14 protein-coding genes are annotated in these 21,121 nt (G+C 43.3%); 10 read left to right on the plus strand and 4 right to left on the minus strand.

Annotated features, from left to right (window positions below):
- Positions 1–146: 146 nt before the first annotated feature.
- From hppD to K1Y79_RS25310, 6 genes are all read left to right on the plus strand, one after another.
- Complete coding sequence (gene hppD, locus K1Y79_RS25285; protein WP_220253003.1) at positions 147–1,283, plus strand: 4-hydroxyphenylpyruvate dioxygenase; 1,137 nt, start codon at positions 147–149, stop codon at positions 1,281–1,283.
- Between the two features lie 522 nt (positions 1,284–1,805).
- Positions 1,806–2,561, plus strand: a complete 756-nt coding sequence (locus tag K1Y79_RS25290) for a L,D-transpeptidase family protein (RefSeq protein WP_220253004.1) — start codon at positions 1,806–1,808, stop codon at positions 2,559–2,561.
- 160 nt (positions 2,562–2,721) lie between these two features.
- Positions 2,722–3,297, plus strand: a complete 576-nt coding sequence (locus K1Y79_RS25295) for a gluconate 2-dehydrogenase subunit 3 family protein (RefSeq protein WP_220253005.1) — start codon at positions 2,722–2,724, stop codon at positions 3,295–3,297.
- A gap of 54 nt (positions 3,298–3,351) precedes the next feature.
- Positions 3,352–5,049, plus strand: coding sequence for a GMC oxidoreductase (locus K1Y79_RS25300; protein WP_220253006.1), 1,698 nt, complete (start codon positions 3,352–3,354; stop codon positions 5,047–5,049).
- A 2,177-nt stretch (positions 5,050–7,226) separates the two neighbouring features.
- Entirely contained in the window at positions 7,227–8,642 is a 1,416-nt protein-coding gene (locus tag K1Y79_RS25305) for a hypothetical protein (protein WP_220253007.1), read from the plus strand.
- A 102-nt stretch (positions 8,643–8,744) separates the two neighbouring features.
- A complete protein-coding gene (locus tag K1Y79_RS25310) occupies positions 8,745–10,550 on the plus strand; it encodes a glycoside hydrolase family 35 protein (RefSeq protein WP_236059838.1) in 1,806 nt (601 codons plus the stop codon).
- 847 nt (positions 10,551–11,397) lie between these two features.
- On the opposite strand, the gene K1Y79_RS25315 is transcribed toward K1Y79_RS25310, so the two are convergent.
- Positions 11,398–12,528: a glycoside hydrolase family 88/105 protein gene (locus K1Y79_RS25315; RefSeq protein ID WP_220253008.1), complete on the minus strand. Its 1,131-nt coding sequence runs from the start codon at positions 12,526–12,528 to the stop codon at positions 11,398–11,400.
- A gap of 192 nt (positions 12,529–12,720) precedes the next feature.
- Here K1Y79_RS25315 and K1Y79_RS25320 point away from each other — a divergent pair, with 192 nt between their 5' ends.
- On the plus strand, positions 12,721–13,161 hold the full coding sequence (locus tag K1Y79_RS25320; protein WP_220253009.1) for a CBS domain-containing protein: 441 nt from the start codon (positions 12,721–12,723) through the stop codon (positions 13,159–13,161).
- On the opposite strand, the gene K1Y79_RS25325 is transcribed toward K1Y79_RS25320, so the two are convergent.
- The 3 genes from K1Y79_RS25325 to K1Y79_RS25335 are packed head-to-tail and all read right to left on the minus strand — an operon-like array spanning position 13,158 to position 17,102.
- Positions 13,158–15,575: an outer membrane beta-barrel protein gene (locus K1Y79_RS25325; RefSeq protein ID WP_220253010.1), complete on the minus strand. Its 2,418-nt coding sequence runs from the start codon at positions 15,573–15,575 to the stop codon at positions 13,158–13,160. The genes K1Y79_RS25320 and K1Y79_RS25325 overlap by 4 nt on opposite strands.
- 4 nt (positions 15,576–15,579) lie before the next feature.
- Positions 15,580–15,777, minus strand: coding sequence for a hypothetical protein (locus K1Y79_RS25330; protein WP_220253011.1), 198 nt, complete (start codon positions 15,775–15,777; stop codon positions 15,580–15,582).
- A gap of 59 nt (positions 15,778–15,836) precedes the next feature.
- The gene (locus tag K1Y79_RS25335) at positions 15,837–17,102 is read right to left on the minus strand and encodes an aspartate kinase (protein WP_220253012.1); all 1,266 of its coding nucleotides are present in this window, start codon (positions 17,100–17,102) and stop codon (positions 15,837–15,839) included.
- A 178-nt stretch (positions 17,103–17,280) separates the two neighbouring features.
- Here K1Y79_RS25335 and fbp point away from each other — a divergent pair, with 178 nt between their 5' ends.
- The 3 genes from fbp to K1Y79_RS25350 all read left to right on the plus strand — a co-directional run bounded on the left by fbp (position 17,281) and on the right by K1Y79_RS25350 (position 21,121).
- Positions 17,281–18,285: a class 1 fructose-bisphosphatase gene (gene fbp / locus K1Y79_RS25340; protein WP_220253013.1), complete on the plus strand. Its 1,005-nt coding sequence runs from the start codon at positions 17,281–17,283 to the stop codon at positions 18,283–18,285.
- Between the two features lie 100 nt (positions 18,286–18,385).
- Positions 18,386–18,916 carry a CAP domain-containing protein gene (locus K1Y79_RS25345; RefSeq protein ID WP_220253014.1) on the plus strand — a complete coding sequence of 177 codons (531 nt, stop codon included), beginning with the start codon at positions 18,386–18,388 and terminating at the stop codon, positions 18,914–18,916.
- Positions 18,917–20,356: 1,440 nt separating this feature from the next.
- The gene (locus K1Y79_RS25350; protein WP_220253015.1) at positions 20,357–21,121 is read left to right on the plus strand and encodes an ABC transporter ATP-binding protein; all 765 of its coding nucleotides are present in this window, start codon (positions 20,357–20,359) and stop codon (positions 21,119–21,121) included.

Consider the following 21,121-nt stretch of genomic DNA (forward strand, 5'->3'; position numbering starts at 1 on the left):
TCCTTTTTACTTATTGGTCTTTTCGCGCCCATCTCAGTGGTTATGCCTGTCATATTATTAATGCGCAGGCGCATTGTTTTAACATACTATTACGTATTGATCTGCAAATATTGATCATACACCAAAACTTCTAAAACCAATCCATCATGCATACAACATCAGATGCGGCCGTTGCGGCTGTTCCTGCTAACGCGCAGGACTTTTTACCATTGAATGGTACAGATTACGTGGAGTTTTATGTAGGTAATGCCAAACAGGCGGCGCACTACTATAAAACAGCCTTTGGTTTTCAGTCGCTGGCATATGCTGGTCCGGAGACAGGTGTAAAAGACAGGGTGTCTTATGTACTGGTGCAGAACAAGCTGCGCTTTGTGCTGACTACGCCGCTGCAACCGGACAATGACATGGCCCGCCACATCCAGGAGCATGGAGATGGTGTGAAAGTATTAGCGCTGTGGGTAGATGACGCGCGTGCGGCATTTGAAGAGACTGTGAAAAGAGGCGCTAAACCTTATATGGAACCTGTTGTAGAAGAAGATGAATTTGGTACTATCGTACGCAGTGGTATTCATATCTATGGAGAAACTGTGCACTTGTTCATAGAGCGTAAAAACTACAGCGGTCCTTTCCTCCCTGGTTTTAAAGCATGGAATCCTGCTTATCAGCCTGCAGAAACAGGCCTGCAATACGTGGATCATTGTGTAGGCAACGTGGGTTGGAACGAGATGAATACCTGGGTAGATTTCTACGAACAGGTGATGGGCTTCCGTAACCTGCTGTCTTTCGATGATAAGGATATATCTACTGAATACTCTGCACTGATGAGTAAGGTGATGAGTAATGGCAATGGCAGGGTGAAATTCCCTATCAATGAGCCGGCAGAAGGTAAGAAGAAGTCTCAGATCGAAGAGTATCTTGACTTCTATCGCGGTCCGGGTGTACAGCACGTAGCCATTGCTACTAACAATATCATTCATACCGTTACCGAGCTGCAGAACAGGGGCGTGGAGTTCCTGACTGTACCTGAGTCTTATTATGCTACGCTGCTGGACAGGGTAGGGCAGATCGATGAAGACCTGCTGCCACTGAAACAACTGGGCATACTCGTTGACCGGGATGACGAAGGTTATCTGTTGCAGATATTCACCAAACCGGTACAGGACCGTCCGACCGTATTCTTCGAGATCATCCAGCGTAAGGGCGCTAAATCTTTCGGTAAGGGTAACTTCAAGGCATTGTTTGAGTCTATCGAAAGAGAACAGGCACTCAGAGGTAATCTGTAATGAGCATCTTTGTTATAGCGCTTATATAAGCATTACATAGAAATAAGGAATTAAGAATAAGGGATAGCGACTTCCGTTGGAGAAACTATGCTTATTCTTAGTTCCTTTTTTATGGTTTTACCTCCCGCTACGGCTCGCTTCGCTCTGCCTGGCAGTTAGCTTCTTTCTTCCTCCATCTTAGCTGACCATCAAATTTGACCTTTTCATGGTATTGTAAATGTTCAGGAATTTAAAATAATTTGCATAAGAGATCGTTTTCTTATGAGAGTACAAACTTTGTTCGGAGTATTATTTTTGTTGGGAGGAATATTTCAGATGATTACCGCTGTATTGATCTACCAGGGCCAGCGCCACTACATTTTAAGGTTTGCTAATCGTAAAGTAGGGATGGTCATATATGCGTTGTTTTCTCTGTTATTGTTCTTTCTTGCATATTGGACTTTTAACATGCAACCGGCAGGAAGTGCTTCCGTAAGATAGGTTTATGATAATGTGAACTTGTAAAATTGTGTTAAAATATCTATGAAACAGGTCGTTTTAGCAGTTTTGATACTGCTGGGAATGGGGAAAGTGCAGGCCCAGCAGCAACAATCCTTCCTGGATAATCAGAAGATGTTCCCGAAGGTAGGCGCAGCATTCCGGGACAAGGAAGAGCAACTGAAGGAAGAGTTTAAGAAGAAAGGGCTGGATTATCCGGCGAAGTACATTTTTGTGCGTTCTTTTAAGCTCGACAGTGAATTGGAAATATGGGTGAAGAACAAGGTAACCGATACGTTCCGCCTGTTCAAATCTTACCGGGTATGTACCTTGTCTGGCAAGATGGGGCCGAAGCGCAAGGAAGGAGACAGACAGGTGCCGGAAGGGTTTTATTATATCAACGATTTCAATCCGAATAGTAGTTACCATCTGTCATTAGGTATCAACTATCCGAATTTTGCAGATAAGATCCTCAGTGACCCGAAAAAGCCGGGCGGTGATATCTATATCCATGGTAGCTGTCTGACGATAGGTTGTATACCGCTGACGGACGATTTTATAGAAGAGGTGTATATCCTGGCAGTGAATGCCAAAAACTCCGGACAGGATTTTATTCCGGTGCACGTCTTCCCGGTGAAGTTTGGTAATATTCGTTCGTTGGATTACCTGGGTAACTTTGCGTTGAAGGATAATTCTTCTGAGAAGTTCTGGGTGGATCTGAAGTATGCGTACGATTATTTTGAGACTCATCATAAGCTGCCGGTGATACTGGTAGATGAAAAAGGGAAGTACATTATGTAGTTATCTCAACAAAATGGATAGAAAGGGCGTTTCGTTTAAGACGGGACGCCCTTTCGTTTTTTTACATTTTCGGATATTTGAACTTCCGTTTAATTATTTTTTTATGAAAAGTCATTTTTTTTTTGAAACTTAGGGCGAAAGGTCAAATCAATTTACTATTATGAATAGAAGAGAAGCCATCCGGAACGTTGCCCTTTTGCTGGGTAGCGCTATTTCCGCGTCCACGTTATCAGCCCTGGAAGGCTGTAACCCGAAAGGCCCTGATAACTATGCACTCCAGGCTCCTGAGACAAAGAGTCTGCTGGCCGAGATTGCAGAGACGATTATTCCGGAGACAAGCACGCCGGGCGCAAAGGCCGCCAAGGTGGAGGAGTTCATTGTTACAATTCTGAATGATTGTTACAAGCCTGAGGACCAGAAAGTTGTATTGGATGGTCTGAAGAAAGTCGATGAAGCAAGTAACCAACAGTTTAAGAAGTCTTTTGTTGACCTGACCGCTGAACAGAAGACAACCATTCTGACGGCTATTGACAAGGAACGCGTTGATTACAATAAGCGTGATAACAAAAAAGAGGGCGATCCGACCCATTACTTCCAGATCCTGAAGGAGCTGACCCTGACGGGTTATTTCACCTCGGAGGCTGGAGCTACGAAGGCGCTCCGTTATGTGCCGGTACCAGGTAAATATGAAGGCTGTATCCCTTACACAAAAGGGGAAAAAGCATGGGCTGTGTAAGGCACTCCGGCGTGCGAGAAGAATCAATGTATCAACACAAAAACAACAAATTCCATGAATCTTAATATGAAAGCTCAGGAGCAGAATACGTATGACGCAATCGTAGTAGGCTCCGGCGTTAGCGGTGGATGGGCAGCAAAAGAGCTCACCGAGAAAGGTCTCAAAGTTTTAATGCTGGATAGAGGAAAGAAATTAGAACACGTTAAGGATTACGAAACAGCTACTAAAGATCCCTGGGAATTTAAGCATCGTGGCCGTCTGACTGTAGAACAGCGCGAGACGCACCCTAAACTGAGCCGCGATTATCCATACAGTGAGCATAATGAAAAATACTGGATTAATGACTCCCAGAGTCCATATAATGAGGTAAAACGTTTTGACTGGTACCGTCCGGATATCGTGGGTGGAAAGTCCATCATGTGGGGCCGTCAGTCTTACCGTTTAAGTGATATTGATTTTGAAGCCAACCTGAAAGATGGTATTGCCGTGGATTGGCCTATCCGCTATAAGGATCTGGCACCATGGTATGACTATGTTGAGAAATTTGCAGGTATCAGTGGTCAGGCCGAAAACCTGCCGCAGTTACCGGATGGTATATTTATGCCTCCAATGGAGATGAACTGTGTAGAGAAAGAACTGAAGTCTAAAGTAGAACAGGCCTTCCCTACACGTAAAATCACAATGGGTCGTGTGGCTAACATTACCAAGCCATTGCCTGGCCGTACGCAGTGTCAGTTCCGTAACCTGTGTAGCAGAGGTTGTCCATTCGGGGCTTACTTCAGCACCCAGTCATCTACATTGCCTGCTGCAGTTGCTACAGGTAATCTGACATTGAAGCCGGACAGTATTGTGAACTCTGTGATCTACGATGAAAAACAGGGTAAAGCAACCGGTGTGAGGGTGATTGATAAGAACACGAAACAGATGACTGAGTATTATGCGAAAGTGATCTTTGTAAATGGTTCTACACTGGGTACCACTTTTGTACTGCTTAACTCTACCTCTACCCGTTTCCCTAATGGACTGGGTAATGACAGTGGCGTATTAGGTAAGTATCTGATGGATCACCATTTCCGTACAGGTGCTTCCGGTCGTGCAGAAGGGTTTGATGATAAATACTTCTTTGGCCGCCGTGCAAACGGTATCTATATCCCTCGTTACAGGAATATCGGTAGCGACAAGCGTGACTATCTGCGTGGTTTCGGTTACCAGGGTGGTGCAGGCCGTGGCAGCTGGGCGCGTGGTATTGCTGAAATGGGTGTCGGTAAAGACTTCAAAGATATGCTGTCAGAACCAGGCTCCTGGAGCATGGGACTGGGCGGTTTCGGAGAATGTCTGCCTTACGAAGATAACCAGGTAACACTGGATAACTCCGTGAAAGACGACTGGGGCCAGCCGGTATTGAAGTTTGATGCAGAGTTCAAGGAGAACGAAATGAAGATGCGTAAGGATATGATGAATGATGCGGCAGAAATGCTGGAAGCAGCAGGATTCAAGGATGTACACACTTATGACAATGGTTCATATCCAGGTATGGCCATTCATGAAATGGGTACAGCACGTATGGGCCGCGATCCGAAGACGTCTATCCTGAATGGCTGGAATCAGATGCACGCAGTGAAAAACGTATTTGTTACAGATGGAGCTGCTATGACATCCGCAGCATGCGTAAACCCTTCCCTGACTTATATGGCGCTGACAGCAAGAGCAGTGGACTATGCAGTGAAGGAGATGAAGAAAGGAAATATTTAATTGAATAGACAATCAGGGAATCGGGCAGCGGAGGATATCATTCTTCCTGCCTGGTTCCCTGATTAATTTTTATCAGACAAGATGCACGCCTACATGAGCGCACAGAACGAAAATACCTATGAAGCACTTGTCGTTGATGCACACCACAGCTATTAACGCCCCCATGGGTATTTGCCCAACCCTTTTTTTCAACAACCGCAGATAGGGAAGAATTATCCGAAAACAGCGCTGATCTTACGCTTTTGATGAAGCTATCCCAGGAATACTGGGTGAATGACAAAGAGCATCCTTATCAGTTTGGTGATATGGAATCTAGGGCTGCTGGGTGAGCTATTATTTATTAGCTTCTGTACTGTAATTGGAGTGAGGCTGATTAGTCTAAAGCAGCTATTAGGGTATTTCAATATAATGTACACTACCTTTCCGGACTTAGTATTAGTATCGTCTAGCAAGGGGGGAGCTTGAGTTTAGTGATATGGAGTATAGGTCTGCCGGGTAACATGTCATGGAGGGTGTTTATTAGCTCCTGTGATATAATTAGGTGTGCACCTGGTAGGCTATGAAGCCGTTGATATGATGGTGAATGTATATTATCTTCTCCCCCTTAAGATACTAACTTCTGGCCTTGTATATACAAATCTGCTAGAAAGAATGCAACCTGGCAGCTGTTCCAGTATACAGCCACTGCGGAGGCGATGAGGTATGCTGCTCGTGATTGTCCCCGAAACCCGCAAACTGTACCTGACTACTAATATTATCTACCGTATTGAAAGTAATCGCCCTGGAAGGAGAGGAGAACGGCGCCTTATCACCTGATATTGTACCGGTGGGAAGCGTAAGACAGACGCAGGCTCTCAGGGCGAAGTATCGTTAATGGGAGGATGATAATAGCCTTCTGCTAGTCTAATAACGCAACCGGGAGATTAGATCAATAAGCACGAAATTACTATTTCGGTTGTCACATATCCAGTGATGACAGTTGCTGTATTTTTCTCATGAAGTTTAGACGTGACATATCAGGCCTTTCACAACATATATGTAAGACAAGTATGTTCGACTTATGCATTTCAGGTAGCAGCAATTGATGGCTGTTTCATTCGTTCTGAAAGAAAAAAGACGATGAAAATGCAATGCTGGGTGTTCAAAGTGTATGAGATGGATTGCGTTCTGATAAGTATGCCAAGCCAGTTTTTCCACGTACTGGCAATAATAGCTAACGGCTTATTGGTTTGTTCTTTATAGGATGAGAATTAGTATATTATATTGTAGATTGAAATGCAGCGTTAACGGATGATTATGGAAGGTGGTTTTATTGCTGGGAATGACTGTTGTCTGATGATAAAACGCATAATAGTGATCTGCTAATTGTATGGTTATACTGCTACTAATTAGCCAATTTTGATAGTAGCCATCAATGGCTTCCTTATGGCTGTTTCATTTGTTCTGAAAGTAAAAAAGGCGATGAAAATGAAATGCCGGATGTTCAGGGTATATGAGATGGGCTGCATTTCTGACAAGTACGCCAGGTCAGCTTTTACATGTACCGGCTATAATTGCTAAGTGCTTATTGGTTCGTTATTTATAGGGTGAGAATTAGTATATTATATTGCAGATTGGATTGCAGCGTTAACGGACGGTTATTGAAGGTGATTTTGTTGCTAGGAATGACTATTGTGCGATGATAAGCGCATAATGATGATCTGCTAATTGTATGGTTATAGTGCTACTAATTAGCCAATTTCGATAGTAGCAATTGATGGCTTCCTTATGGCTGTTTCATTTGTTCTAAAAGTAGAAAAGGCGATCAAAATGCAATGCAAAATGCTTAGGGTATATCAGATGCATTTCGCTCTGATAAGTATACCAGGTCAGCTTTTCCTCGTACTAGCAATAATAGCTAAGTGCTTATTGGTTCGTTCTTTATAGGATGAGAATTAGTATATTATATTGTAGGTTGAAATGCAGCTTTAACGGACGGTATTGAAGGTGATTTTATTGCTAGGGGTGACTGTTGCCTGACGGTAAAGCGCATAATGATGATCTGCTAATTGTATGGTTATACTGCTACTAATTAGCCAATAATTTCATCAAATATTTTTGATTTTTTTCATCGTTTTGCGCGTTCTGTTTTGTCTTTAATGTGTAAGAAATCCATTGTTTAATTGTTAACCAGAGATATGAATTGTAGTCTGATTATAAGCATTCTTGTAATGACACTGCGTAGCATTTTTACCACAAACTACCAGTATACGTCGTCGCCTGTTGATAGTCTGCAGAAAAGAGTACCAGCCAGATACTTTTCCGTAGTTAGTCATAAGTCTTTGCGTACTAAACGCCGGATAAGCCGCTCTAATGGCAGGCTTTTAAAGCGCATGTATAAGCAGGAGTATAACATAAAACGACACTTACAAAAGGTAGATAGTATGGCTGCTAAAGAGTTTTTTACAACTGATATCAACGGACTATCTGAGCTTCAGTATGTAGGAATGTATAAGAATGTAAGTAAGCTATTAAAGCAGAATATTCATTTGGAAAGTATGAATAATGTGCTGAAGTTTCTTACTAGTGAGTCAGCCTTTGCAGGTGTTCCAGCGCAGCAGGTTCGTTCTACAGTGAATGCTGTAAACGTCTTGCAAATGAGATTACACCATGCAAAAGAAGTAAGTGGATATATCCGGGAGCGTCAACGGATATTAAAACTACAATTGTCTAAGTATATCAGCATGCGCGGTTATTTGTGTAAGATGGATAAGGCGGCCTATTATTACACACAGCAGCTGAACGAACATCTTCTCCGACTAGCTGAAAGTACTAAACTTGAGCAGGAAGTATTGGCATTGGTGCAGCAGATGCCAGCCTACAAAAAGTTCAGCCAGCGCTGTTCCGGATTGACCGGATACTTGGACCCTGAGTTTAGCAAGGCCACTATGGACCTCCAAATCTTGCAGACTCGTAAACAGGTACACCTGCTATTACAGGAGAAGGGCGGGAAACATCCTGATGCAGCACAAGTAGTTAGCCAGCGCATGGACCAGGCAAAAGCGCAGCTGGATGATCTCAAAGAGAGATTTCCTGGGCTGATTAATGCAGGAGATAAGCCTGATTTTAAGCCAAAGGCTATTAGGACAAAACCATTCTGGCAACGCCTGGAAATGGGTGGTAATGTACAATTTCAGCGGTCGGGTCGTATTATTCCCGTTGTAGCTGAAATTGCAGGGCAGCTGGGTTATAGGTTTCATCGGAATGGTAGTGCAGGTATGGGTCTGGCATATAAAGCTGGTCTAGGCAATGGATGGAATGAAATAGCCCTGAGTCGGGAGGGCATAGGACTTAGGGCTTTTGTGGATTGGAGGCTAAGAAATACTTTCTTTATCAATGGAAGTGTAGAGCAGCATTATATGTCTGTCATTAGGCGTGCCGGCCAGTCAATAGAGCCTGGGAGCTGGATGCGGAGTGTATTATTGGGGATCAGTAAGCAATATGCTGTTGGTGCATGGCTGAAAGGTAACTTGATGCTATTATATGATCTTCTTGCAAGTGATACTAGGTTATTGGGAAGTCCGGTAAAGTTACGAATGGGATACAGTTTCTGAGGATTAGTACTATTTTCTCCACTGTGCCTACGATATTGCCTTTACTTACCTTTTCCGGCCTACATTACCTATTTTTCCCTTTCACTTTAAGTTACAGGCTCAATGAAAAAGGTACTATTCATCAGTGCAATGGCCTTGCTCGGTATTATGGGCAATGCCGAAGCGCAGTCCAGGCACACCTTCTCCCTTGCTAAGAAAGATTTTTTACTCGACGGTAAACCTTACCAGATCATCAGCGGAGAATTACATCCGGCTCGTATTCCGAAAGAATACTGGCGTCACCGAATACAAATGGCTAAAGCCATGGGATGTAATACTATAGCTGCCTATGTATTTTGGAACTATCATGAACAGGAAGAAGGTAAATTCGATTTCACTTCCGAAAACAGAGACATCGTTGCTTTTGTTAAAATAGCGCAGGAAGAAGGAATGTGGGTGATGCTTCGCCCTGGCCCTTATGTATGCGCAGAGTGGGAATTTGGTGGCCTACCACCTTACCTGCTGAGAATCCCTGATATTAAAGTACGCTGTATGGACCCAAGATACATGGAAGCCACAGCACGTTACATCAAAGTAATATCAGAACAGGTGAAGCCCTTGCAGATAACCAACGGCGGTCCTATAATTATGGTGCAGGTGGAGAATGAGTACGGCAGCTTCGGTAATGATAGAGATTATATGCTCAAAATCAAAGAACTGTGGGAGCAGAATGGGATAACTGTACCTTTCTATACGGCCGACGGGCCAGTCGCAGCACTGCTGGAAGCGGGTAGCGTGCCGGGAGCTGCTATCGGACTGGATTCCGGTAGTTCTGAGGGAGATTTTGCAGCTGCAGAAAAGCAAAATCCTGATGTCCCATCCTTTAGTAGTGAATCTTATCCCGGCTGGCTGACTCACTGGGGTGAGAAGTGGGCACGTCCTGATATGGCAGGTATTGTGAAAGAGGTGAAGTTTCTCATGGATACAAAACGTTCCTTTAATCTGTATGTTATTCACGGAGGTACCAATTTCGGCTTCACTGCAGGTGCAAATTCCGGTGGCAAAGGGTATGAGCCAGATCTGACATCTTATGACTACGATGCGCCAATTAATGAGCAGGGAGATACTACAGCCAAGTATATGGCTTTACGCTCGTTAATCGCTTCTTATAGTAAGAAGAAACTGCCAGCTATCCCCAAAGCAATACCAACCATCACTATACCCGAATTTCAGCTCAAGCCTTTCACAAGCATCTGGGAAAATCTGCCTCCGGCTGTGAAATCTGTCCAGCCCAAAACGTTTGAAGCCTACGGCCAAGATTATGGTTACATGGTTTATAAGACCATGCTGATAGGACATAAGAGTGGTAAACTGGACATCCTTGAGCTGCATGATTATGCTACTGTCTTCCTGAATGGTAAGTATATTGGTAAGATTGATCGCAGGCTGGGAGAACACAGTATTGAGCTACCAAAGTCTGACGTAAAAGATCCTATACTGGAGATATTCGTAGAAGGAATGGGTCGGATTAACTTCGCCCAAGCTATGCTTGATCGTAAAGGTATCACAGATCGCGTCACATTAAATGGTATGACACTGATGAACTGGGATGTGTATGGTCTACCAATGAAAAGTGAGTTTGTACAGCAATTGCAGCCTTCCAAAACGGGTGATGTGAAAGAAGGTGAGTTCTTCAAGGCAACATTCACCCTCGCCAATACAGGGGATACCTATCTGGACATGTCTAACTTCAAAAAAGGTATGGTTTGGGTTAATGGTCATAACCTCGGAAGATACTGGGAAATTGGTCCGCAGAAACGTTTATACTGTCCTGCACCATGGTTGAAGAAAGGGGAAAATGAAATTATCGTACTGGATCAGCATCAGGTGGAAGCAGCTACTGTAAAAGGAGAGAAGAAGCTTGAATAAATAAGAAAGAAGGCTGTATCTGAATATGATACAGCCTTCTTTTCTTCATCCGGACGACGCTTTGACTACGTACCTGGGACGTCTTGGCAAACAGTGATTAGTCATATAGCCTTTTACCCCCATGAGCCTCCATATTTACACCTCCTGCCTTTCTGAAAGCCATAGATGAGCATTTTCTTAAACTTGCCCGCTATCGAGTTTTGTTATGAATATTTATTGCCAGCCCTTCCATATTTATACCTCCTGCCATTCTGAAGCCATAGATGAGCATTTTCTTAAACTCGTGCGCTATCGAGTTCTATTATGAATATTTATCGCCAGCGCCTATCTTTACACCTCCTGCCTTTCTGAAAGCCATAGATGGACATTTCTTAAACTCGCCCGCTATCGAGTTCTACCATGCATATTTATCGACATCCCCTCCATGTATAGAGATTACTTGAGATTGATAGAGCTAGGTAATTGGGACTACCATCCATTCTCCCAGCGTTATTAGATTTATGAAGCCAGGCCACTACTTTTTGACTCGTCAGGCAATCATCTATGCATCCCGCAAACACTGGCGATAGTCTGCCTTTATCAGGTTCTCCTTTCGCAATAAAGTGTTCTTTTTCTCATCAAAACCTATATGGTAATAAGCTGACGCATAGGTCTGCTCCTTTTTTATCCAAAGTGAGGCTGTAGCTATTCATAACCAATATGTTACCGTTATTATACCGTTCTTGTAACTATGCTATGCTGTCTTTGTGATGTAGACACCCTGGAGGGTGAAAATTAAGCTGCCTGTAGTGGCAGGCTTTGATGTTTCATTTCAAGTGGAAAATCATGTGTTTAGGGTTGTGATAGGCTAGTTGGCCAATAAGGCAGCGGCAGCCCATAAAATAGGTGCCTGACCATGCAGATCCCCTGTCACACGGGAGCGATTTAGGTAATACTGCTGATCATTTCTTTTATTGGTTCCCTCACAGACATCTCTGATATCTCCGCTTTCATTGATATATTTTACCAGGGTAGTCCAGGCATTTTTAGCGACTGGCCCGTACTCTTTTTCCTCCAGCCAGCCTTTTTTCACTCCGGTAACAATGGCATAGGTAAACATACCGCTGCAGGACGTTTCTGCCCATGAATTAGGATCATCCAGTAATTGGTGCCACATATAGTTCTTATCCTGTAGTTTCTTCAATGCAGCCATCATTTTCTTATAGCCATCCATAATTCTTGTACGGTCGGCGTGGCTGTTAGGAAGGGCACTGAGCAGTTCTGTCATACCGGCTGCCATCCAGCCGTTACCGCGACCCCAGAGAAAGGGCGCATCTGCCGCGTGGAAGAACAGTCCGTCTGGCTGCTGGATAGCATCCAGATAAACAACCATTTCCCTTGCTGCACGATCAAGATATTCCTTATTGCCAGTAGCACGGAAGGCTTCTACCTGCAGAACAGTAATCATGTACATGTCATCTATCCACATGCGCGTTTGCCAGGAAAGGCCTTTTGCTTGTAATTCCTGCTGATTTGGCTGCGGATTGGCAGGCAATTGCCATTGCTCATCTGCAAACGGCTTACCCACTTCCAGGTATTTGGTTTGGTTAGTCTGCAGATAAAGTTCCAGGGGAATTGTTCCGAACACACTGTGATCTACATGATCTGGTTTAGGTACCAGGCTTTGAGATTGTGCAAATAAAGGCTCATAACGCAAAGTGAGCTTCTGCGCCAGTTCCTTGTTTCCAGAAGCTTTTGCAAACTGAAGTGCCCCATACCAGGTGCAAACCTCCGGATAAGTAATTGATTGTGGAAGACCTGGATTACCGAAATTGGAAAACAGTCCTGCCAGATAGTGATTTGCTACGAATAAACCGATTGCAGCTGGCTCAGTCCCCATAGGCCAGTCCTTAAAGATTTTCTGAGCAGAAGCATTACTGGAGGGGGCCAGTAAGCCTGTCAGTGCAATGATTGCCAGGTGTATTCTCAATTTGCGCATACAATGCTTATTATCAGGGTTCTAAATAGTAACAGATTTTTAACCAATGATCTGTAAAGTAATATATAAATATTCTGTATGCAAGAACTGCCCTGAAAATTTATATAGGTTAGGGGATATTTGGGCATAAATTGTTAACTTAGAAAGAAAGGGTTTGTATTCCTCCATTCTTAACTCCTAAATTACCTCGTTATGGGAACAGTGCGCGACATTCTGCGGGTAAAGGGCCATGCAGTATATGCTATTCAGCCAGATGATACCGTATTTGACGCATTAAGCGTATTGGTAGACAAAAACGTGGGTGCACTGGTCGTGCTCGGCGACAATGAAAGAGTGGTAGGTATCTTCTCCGAACGTGACTACGCCCGCCGGGTTATCTTAAAGGGCAGGGCTTCCAAAGAAACACTCATCAGAGAAATTATGACTGAAAATCCGTTTACTGTTATGGAAGAGGACAGTATTCAGGATTGTATGGTAAAAATGACGGATAAACATATCCGCCATTTACCAGTTACAGACGACCAGCTTAGATTGGTCGGGATGATTTCCATTGGTGATGTTGTAAAGTACATTATCGACGAACAACGGTATATTATCGACAACCTCGAAGGATACATCAAAGGCACGCGTTAGCCGCCCACTCTTTGTTGTTCCGACCCTGCTTCCCTGTCTCTGGCTGCCTTTATATTGCTATTTCCAAAATTCCAGGTAAGGGAGAGATTTACACGCCTGTTCTGCCAGCGATTATTGATGTACATATTAATATTGTCAAACCTGGCACTACCGCGGAACTGTTCTCTGTTGGTAATGTCAGAGACATTCAGCTTGGTTACCAGCTTTTTATTCATAAAAGACTTCTGTACTCCTGCGCCAATGGCAAAGGAGGACCGTATTCTGTATACTCCCCAGGTAAACGGACTTTCATAGTAACCATTCAGCTCCAGTTTCCAGTCCTTGGGAAGGGTAAAGGTATGCGTACTCTGGTAGTTAAGGCCCCAGGTACTGGTAGTAAGATTTACAGTAGTATCTTTTATGTCGAATGAAGTTCGGTTGGCATTGATGTTATTGGTGATGTTCCACCATTTAAACGGATCTATCGGAATGGTGAGCGTAATTGCGTACACATTACTCTTCTCGAAGTTTCTGTCAAAGAAGGTAGTCACCTTTGAAGAATCGTCCTGTATCATGTATTCCAGTACTACGTTTTTAGTCAGTCCATAGGAAACAGCCAATACGTATTTCTGCTTAAATGTATAGTTCAATTCGGCTTTGTGCATGTATTCAGGCAACATGTAGGGGTTGCCTTTGAAATAATTAAACTTATCAATATAAAACACGAAGGGGTTCAGGTCTCCATAATTCGGTCTGGAAATACGCTTTGAGTAGTTCGCCCCGATTTTATGTGACTCACTCAGTTTTTGATCAATCGAAAAGCTGGGAAAGAAGTCGAGGTAAGAACGCTTTACGTGCGAGCCTAAGGTCACTGAATGACCGTCAGATCTTGTCTGTTCCACACGCAGACCAGCCTGTATATCGGTGTTTTTAACCTGTTTTTTGAAAATAGCATAAGCGGCATATACTTCTTCTGTATAAATGAACTGATTGCTCTGTGTAATAGCCCTTTCATATTTTCCATTGAGTAATGAATCATATCGTAGGTTATTATCTGTCTTCACAGTACTGATCTTAAATCCCGTTTCCAGTTTAGTACTCTTATTAAAAGGAAGTATAAGATCAGCCTTAATGCTTCTGATAGTCACATCATTTACCGGCATATTCTTAATAGACTGATAATTACCCGGCCGATTGCTAAAATAAGTCATGCTGTCATTCAACTGCATGTTGTTATTATCCTTGAACTTTGCCCAGTCGGCATCTAATGTAATTTCGGTACCCGAGGTATCCAACTGGCCTTTGTAGTTCAGGTTGACTGAGATGTTGGAAAATGCGTTTCTGACTCTGGTGCCAGAGTATAAGGTGGAATCTACCTTACCATTAGTACTAATAGGGTTGGTATTAATTCCATCACTTTGGAAGTGATTGTCATATCCTCTTACAAGTGCTCCTATCGTATGTTTTGAATTGATAAAATAGTCGAGTCCTGCCTTGTAGTTATTGTTCTTAAAACGGCGTCTATTGAATACATCCGAGACGAATAATTGTGGAACATCTCCGGTAATACGGCGTTCAATATACCTGGTCTGGAAAAATCCCCGGTTCCCATTGTTATAACTACCAAACAGATTGAACTTTTCGGTCCGCCAGTTGAGATTGATACCTGTGTTGTAAAAAGCATACTTACCTGCGCCCACAGTAATATTGTAGGAGCCATTCATGCCGGTAATAACTGTTTTCTTCGTTTTGATGTTGATAATACCGCTTTTGCCTGCTGCATCATACTTGGCAGAAGGACTGGTAATGATCTCAATGGTAGAGATATTCTCTGACGGCAAACTTCTCAGGAGGTTGGCCAGTTGCTCTCCGGAGAGATATGTCAATTTTCCATCCAGCATGATTGTCGCGCCCTGGTTTCCCTGCAGTATGATATTGTCATCTTTATCTATCTGCACGCCAGGGGCGCGCTTTAGTACATCCAGTGCAGTGCCCCCGGAAGCGGCTAGGCTGCTTTCTACGTTCAGTACGGTAGCTCCGTTCTTTCTTTCAATGAATGGTTTTTGAGCCGAAACGGTTACTCCCTGCAATGTCTTTGACGACGGTGATAATGTCAATGCAGGAAGCTGGATTAGTTTGTGGTTAGCATCAACGGTGAAAGGGGAGGTGCTGGCTTTTGTATACCCCATAAGGGTCGCTTCAATGAAGTACTTACCCTCATTGATATGATCGAAGGAAATTGTTCCATCCTGCCCGCTCAGTTCTCCTTTTACAAGAGAAGAGTCTTTTGCATGACGTAACAGTACATTGGCGAAAGGAACTGGCTGCCCGTTGGTTTCCGTAGTCTTAACGTTGATCTTTCCTGAAACTTTTTGGGCGTAAATAGTTCCCGACCCGGCAAATGCCAGGATCACAATTAAAAGTATTTTTTTCATAAGTCTAAATCTCAGAGTGAGGAGAAGGCTGAGTCGCTGCTGGGGTTACCCACTGAGATCCTATACAGAGCAGGTAAAATGGGAGCATCTCAGGGCCTGTGCCCGCATGTTCCGTTCGCAGTTGACGTAAAGCCCTGCCCTCCAGTGCAATAATGGCAAGGATACCCAGGGTTATAATGATAAATATGGATACCTTTTTCATGCAGGTTGTTTAAATAAAGACGATGCTACAATCGAAAGGTTGCAAAAAGGTAGGAAAATTTATTTCAGTACACGCTGAATTGTGATGAGTGACCGTTGTTCCAACAAGACTGTCCTGTCTTTGCTTAATTCCTCTAACATTCCGTCCTGATTATAACGCACGGTTAGTAATTCCAAACCTTCGTTATATGAGATTTTAAAATCATCGTTCAACTCTTTCATCAGCTGTTCTATCTTTTCAGGGTTATTATCAATACAGCAGGAGAAACTAATTGCTGCATTTTGCATCAAATTTATCTTGATTTTCAGCTGGTGGAAGCGCTCATAAACATCGCTGATCCGATCTTCTGTGATGAAGTCGAAGTTGCGCGAAGTAATAGTCAGCAATACCTGATTTTTCTTGAGTACAATGATGGGCGGTAACTGTTTGGTCTCGGTTTCTTCCTTAATAACCGTACCTGGCAGATCCTTGTTCAGGAAACTTTTGACATACAACGGGATTTGCTTGTTCTGTAAGGGCTTAATTGTCTTCGGATGGATGACCTGGGCTCCATAGTAAGCCATTTCGATCACCTCACTATAACTTATCTCCGGAATATTAATAGTATTAGGGAATAGTTTCGGGTCTGCATTCTTTAGCCCTTCAACATCTTTCCAGATCGTCTGGCTATCTGCATTCAACAGATTGGCAAATACAGCAGCTGAGTAATCACTGCCTTCACGACCCAGGGTTACGCTTTCATTTTGATCAGTGCTACCGATAAAACCCTGTGTAATTACAATATTTGTCTTTTTGAACAATGGGACAACCTTATCCTGTACCTGCTGGCCAGTAATTTCCCAGTTGATATTTGCATCCCGGAAGGTATCATCTGTACGGAATACATCCCGTACATCGAGCCAGGTATTGTTAACCCCCGCCAGATTGAAGTATGCACTTACAATGGCAGTACTGAGCAATTCTCCGAGACTTACCAGCTGGTCATAGTAGTAATCAAATGCACGACCCGGGTCTTCACCAAGGGTCCATTCAGCTTCAGTAAAGAAATGCTGTAATTGCTCAAATACCGGATTTTCACGGGTACCCAGTAGTTTATCCGCCACTTCAAGGTGCTGCTCCTCAATATTATGCAGTAACTGGGACGCTATTTCACGCTTATGCAGATAGAAGTTCTGGGCTACCTTCTCCAGTTCATTCGTCGTTTTACCCATCGCCGATATAACAATCAATATCTGCTGATCGGGGAATGACTGTACGATAGTAGCTGCCTGTTGAATACGTTCAACGCTTTCTAAACTTGCACCTCCAAATTTGAAAACCTTCATATATGCTTAATCTTCCGTGAAAAAATTACGCGACAAAGTAAGACAACTTTGAATTTGTTTTAAAATTTCTTTCCTCTAAAATGACAGTTTCATTAAAATAGACTGTTTTCGGTAAATTAGCTGACGCGTAGAGAATGCCAGAGACGGCTCGAGTTATGAAAAAACTAATCCATTATATATGAACAGAAAAGTTATGACGCTGGATGAATTTACAATCCAGGAGTTAAGGAATTACCCCGGCGCTACAGGACAGTTGTCTGGTTTACTGCGTGATATAGGACTTGCGGCTAAACGTGTTAATGTCGAAGTGAACAAAGCCGGCATTGCAGATATCCTTGGTGAAGCAGGCAAAGTCAATGTACAGGGGGAGAAGGTCAAAAAGCTGGACGAATTTGCTAACGATCAGTTCATTAGTTCTCTCAGAAGCAGCATCTATTGCTGTGGCGTAGCTTCCGAAGAGGAGGAGAACTTTATTGCTTTTGATGATGAGCACTCCAAAAACTCCAAATATGTCGTGTTGCTCGACCCGCTGGATGGTTCAGGTAATATCGACGTCAATGTATCCATCGGTACTATCTTTTCTGTATATCGCAGGTTGACTCCCACTGGCACCGTATGTGAGCTGGAAGACTTCCTTCAGCCAGGTTATGTGCAGATAGCAGCCGGTTATATCATCTATGGTTCATCTACCATGCTCGTTTATGCAACCCGTCGAAGTGTACAAGGTTTTACGCTTGATCCTTCTATTGGGGAGTTCTGCCTGTCACATCCTAACCTGAAATGTCCTCCCGAAAGTGACATCTTTTCAGTGAATATAGGTTACTATCACCTGTATGAAGACAAGATCCGTAATGCAATTGACTACTTCCTGGCGAAAGACGACCACGGTAAGATCTATCGCCACCGTTTTGTAGGTTGTATGGTGGCAGAGGTACACCGCACATTGATTCAAGGGGGAATATTTATGTACCCAGCGTTTGGAAAATATGCTGGCGGACGTTTACGTTTATGTTATGAGTGCAATCCGATGTCTTTTATCATGGAGAAAGCCGGTGGGATGGCTATGGCTACCGGCAGACAAAGACTGCTTGAACTGAAGCCATCTAAATTACATCAGCGGATACCCGTGTTTTTAGGGTCCAAAAACATGATGGATGTCTGGCAGCGAATAGTAAATAGTTAGTAAAAAAGACAAATATGAGCTTTTGGTATAACTATTGCTAAACCTGCACTAGTTATCTTTGTCTAATGTTGATTATTTATTATCTATTACCATACACACTATGAACCGCAAGCTCTCATTCGCCGTATTTGCTTTTTTTCTGACATTCCATCTATTCGTATTTTCCTGTTCCAGATCTGCTGCACCAGTAAAAGGGTCTGCTACATCAGTTAACAAACCAACCTCTGTGAGTGAAGCTCCAAGAGGTGATGGAAATGCCAAATTGATTAAGGACATTCTCTATTATACTAACGAGTTCAGGGCCTCAAAAGGCCTTCCGCCTCTCAAACTGGAATCCTTTTGTTCTGAACTGGCCCAGAAACACAGCAATAACATGGCTACTGGTAAAGTAGCCTTTGGTCACGATCAGTTTGAAATCCGTAATGATGCTGCTACCCTTAAATTCAAAGGTATTTCCGGTGTCGCTGAAAATGTAGCTTACGGTAACCTTGATGCGAAAGGTGTTGTAGATGGTTGGATCAAAAGCCCGGGACACCGCAAGAATATGTTAGGCAACTACAATCTGATAGGTATAGGAACCGCCCAGAAAGGTAAAATCATTTATTTCACGCAGTTTTTCGTGAAAAAGTAATAAGTAATCGGGATTAGAAAGCTACTTGGTTTTCTACTAAACGATTAGTTTCCAGTTTATAACGGGGTGTTTTCCAACGGAAGACACCCCGTAGTATTTGTGCCTGCTCCATCCTTTAACCTAATTTGCCTTTAGTTATGTTCTTCTATTTCTATTGCACCGGAGTTGCTAATATTGCTCCGAGCTAGAATTTGCTCTTAAATGAAGCAAACGCTTACCATTCAATGTCTAATGATCTCTTTTTAAAGCTAACATCGTACAGCTATAAGCCTAGACACCCACCATACACTAAACAGCCATTCCTTGGCCAGAACCTGTTCTAAAATGGTCCTTCCATGTCCAATGGGCATTTCTTAAAGTTGACACCATACACCCATGGACTTGCACCATTAACGCACTGGTTAATCCCAAATAGCATCAATTGAACATACTAAACAGCCATTCCTTAGCCAGAACCTGTTCTAAAATGATCCTTTCATGTCCAATGGCCATTTTTTAAAGCTGATACTATACACCCATGGACTAGTACCATTAACGCACTGGTTAATCCCAAATAGCATCAATTGAACATACTAAACAGCCATTCCTTGGCCAGAACCTGTTCTAAAATGATCCTTCCATGTCCAATGGGCACTTCTTAAAGCTGACACCGTACACTCATGGACTTGCGCTATTAACGCACTGGTTAACCTGAAACAATCTTAATTAGAATATACTATTTAATGAATCCTGAGCAGGAACCTGCCTCCCAATGACGCTAACGCTTACCCTTCCATGTCCCATGGTCACTTCTTAACCTTGACACCATACACCCATGGACTTGCACCATTAACGCATTGGTTAATCCAAATAGCTCAATGAACATACTATTACAACCGTCCCTGGGTCCGAACCTGCCCTCGAAGGGTGTTAACCCTTATCTTTTCTCCTAAAGCTGACACCGCGCAACCATAAGTATACCCTATTAGTACATTTTGCTTCTTAACCCTGACACCATACACCCATGGACTTGCACCATTAACGCACTGGTTAATCCAAAATAGCTCAATTGAACATACTATTACAACCGTCCCTGGGTCCGAACCTGCCCTCGAAGGGTGTTACGCCCTTATCTTTCCTCCTAAAGCTGACATCGCGCAACCATAAGTATACCCTATTAATACATTTTGCACCATTTACTGACTATTTACCCAATAAAAGTCTCCAATTCCAATAACCATATCCTTCTTCTGGTTGAGCCAATCGGCTCAATCCGTAATTGTCCCGTCCTAAAAGGCCCCCTCATAGAGCCGAGAACAACTTTAACTTCTTCCTCACCATCAATCTGATACTGCTACGGCGGCCCTTTATTGCCCTTCATCCTGCAATTTCCCCCACTTTTCCCCTTCAATTCCTAATTCTAATTCCTAATTCCTAATTTCTCCCGTAATATTGTGCTTTATGGAAAAGAGGAAGATTATCCAAGTAAAAGACCTCGTTAAGAAATACGGGGATTTTACAGCAGTTAAAGGTATCAGTTTCGATGTGTACGAGAATGAGATCTTCGGTTTATTAGGTCCCAATGGTGCCGGTAAATCTACCACTTTAGAGATTATTGAAACCCTGAGGGAAAAAACCTCCGGCACTGTAATAGTTGATGGATTTGACCTCGATAAGGATCCCGAGTCAATTAAGAAGCTGATAGGCGTACAATTACAAAGCTCTGGTTACTACCCTGGTCTCAACCTGACTGAATTGATAGACCTGTTCTGCGGATTGTATAACCAGACTGCAGATCCGAAGGAGCTGCTGGCCGCATTTAACCTGGAGGATAAAGCGAAGGCAAAATATAAAGAGCTCTCCGGTGGACAAAAACAGCGGTTCTCCATCGCTACTACACTGATCAACAAGCCCAAGATTATATTCCTTGACGAGCCAACTACAGGATTGGATCCTCAGGCAAGACGCAACCTCTGGGACCTGATTCAGGAAGTCCGTTCCCAGGGTACGACCGTCGTTATTACTACGCACTACATGGACGAAGCTGAATTTCTCTGTGATCGCTGTGCTATCGTTGATAGTGGCCGCATCATTGCGCTGGAATCACCAGATACATTGATCGACCAACTGGTGGCGGGTGGATTCGAGCGTAAAAAGGAAGTAAAGAAGGCCAATCTGGAAGATGTGTTCATACACATGACAGGGAAGGGGTTGCGTGAAGACTAA

Origin of the sequence: Chitinophaga rhizophila, from assembly GCF_019492185.1 — a bacterium.
Taxonomy (GTDB): Bacteria; Bacteroidota; Bacteroidia; order Chitinophagales; family Chitinophagaceae; genus Chitinophaga; species Chitinophaga rhizophila.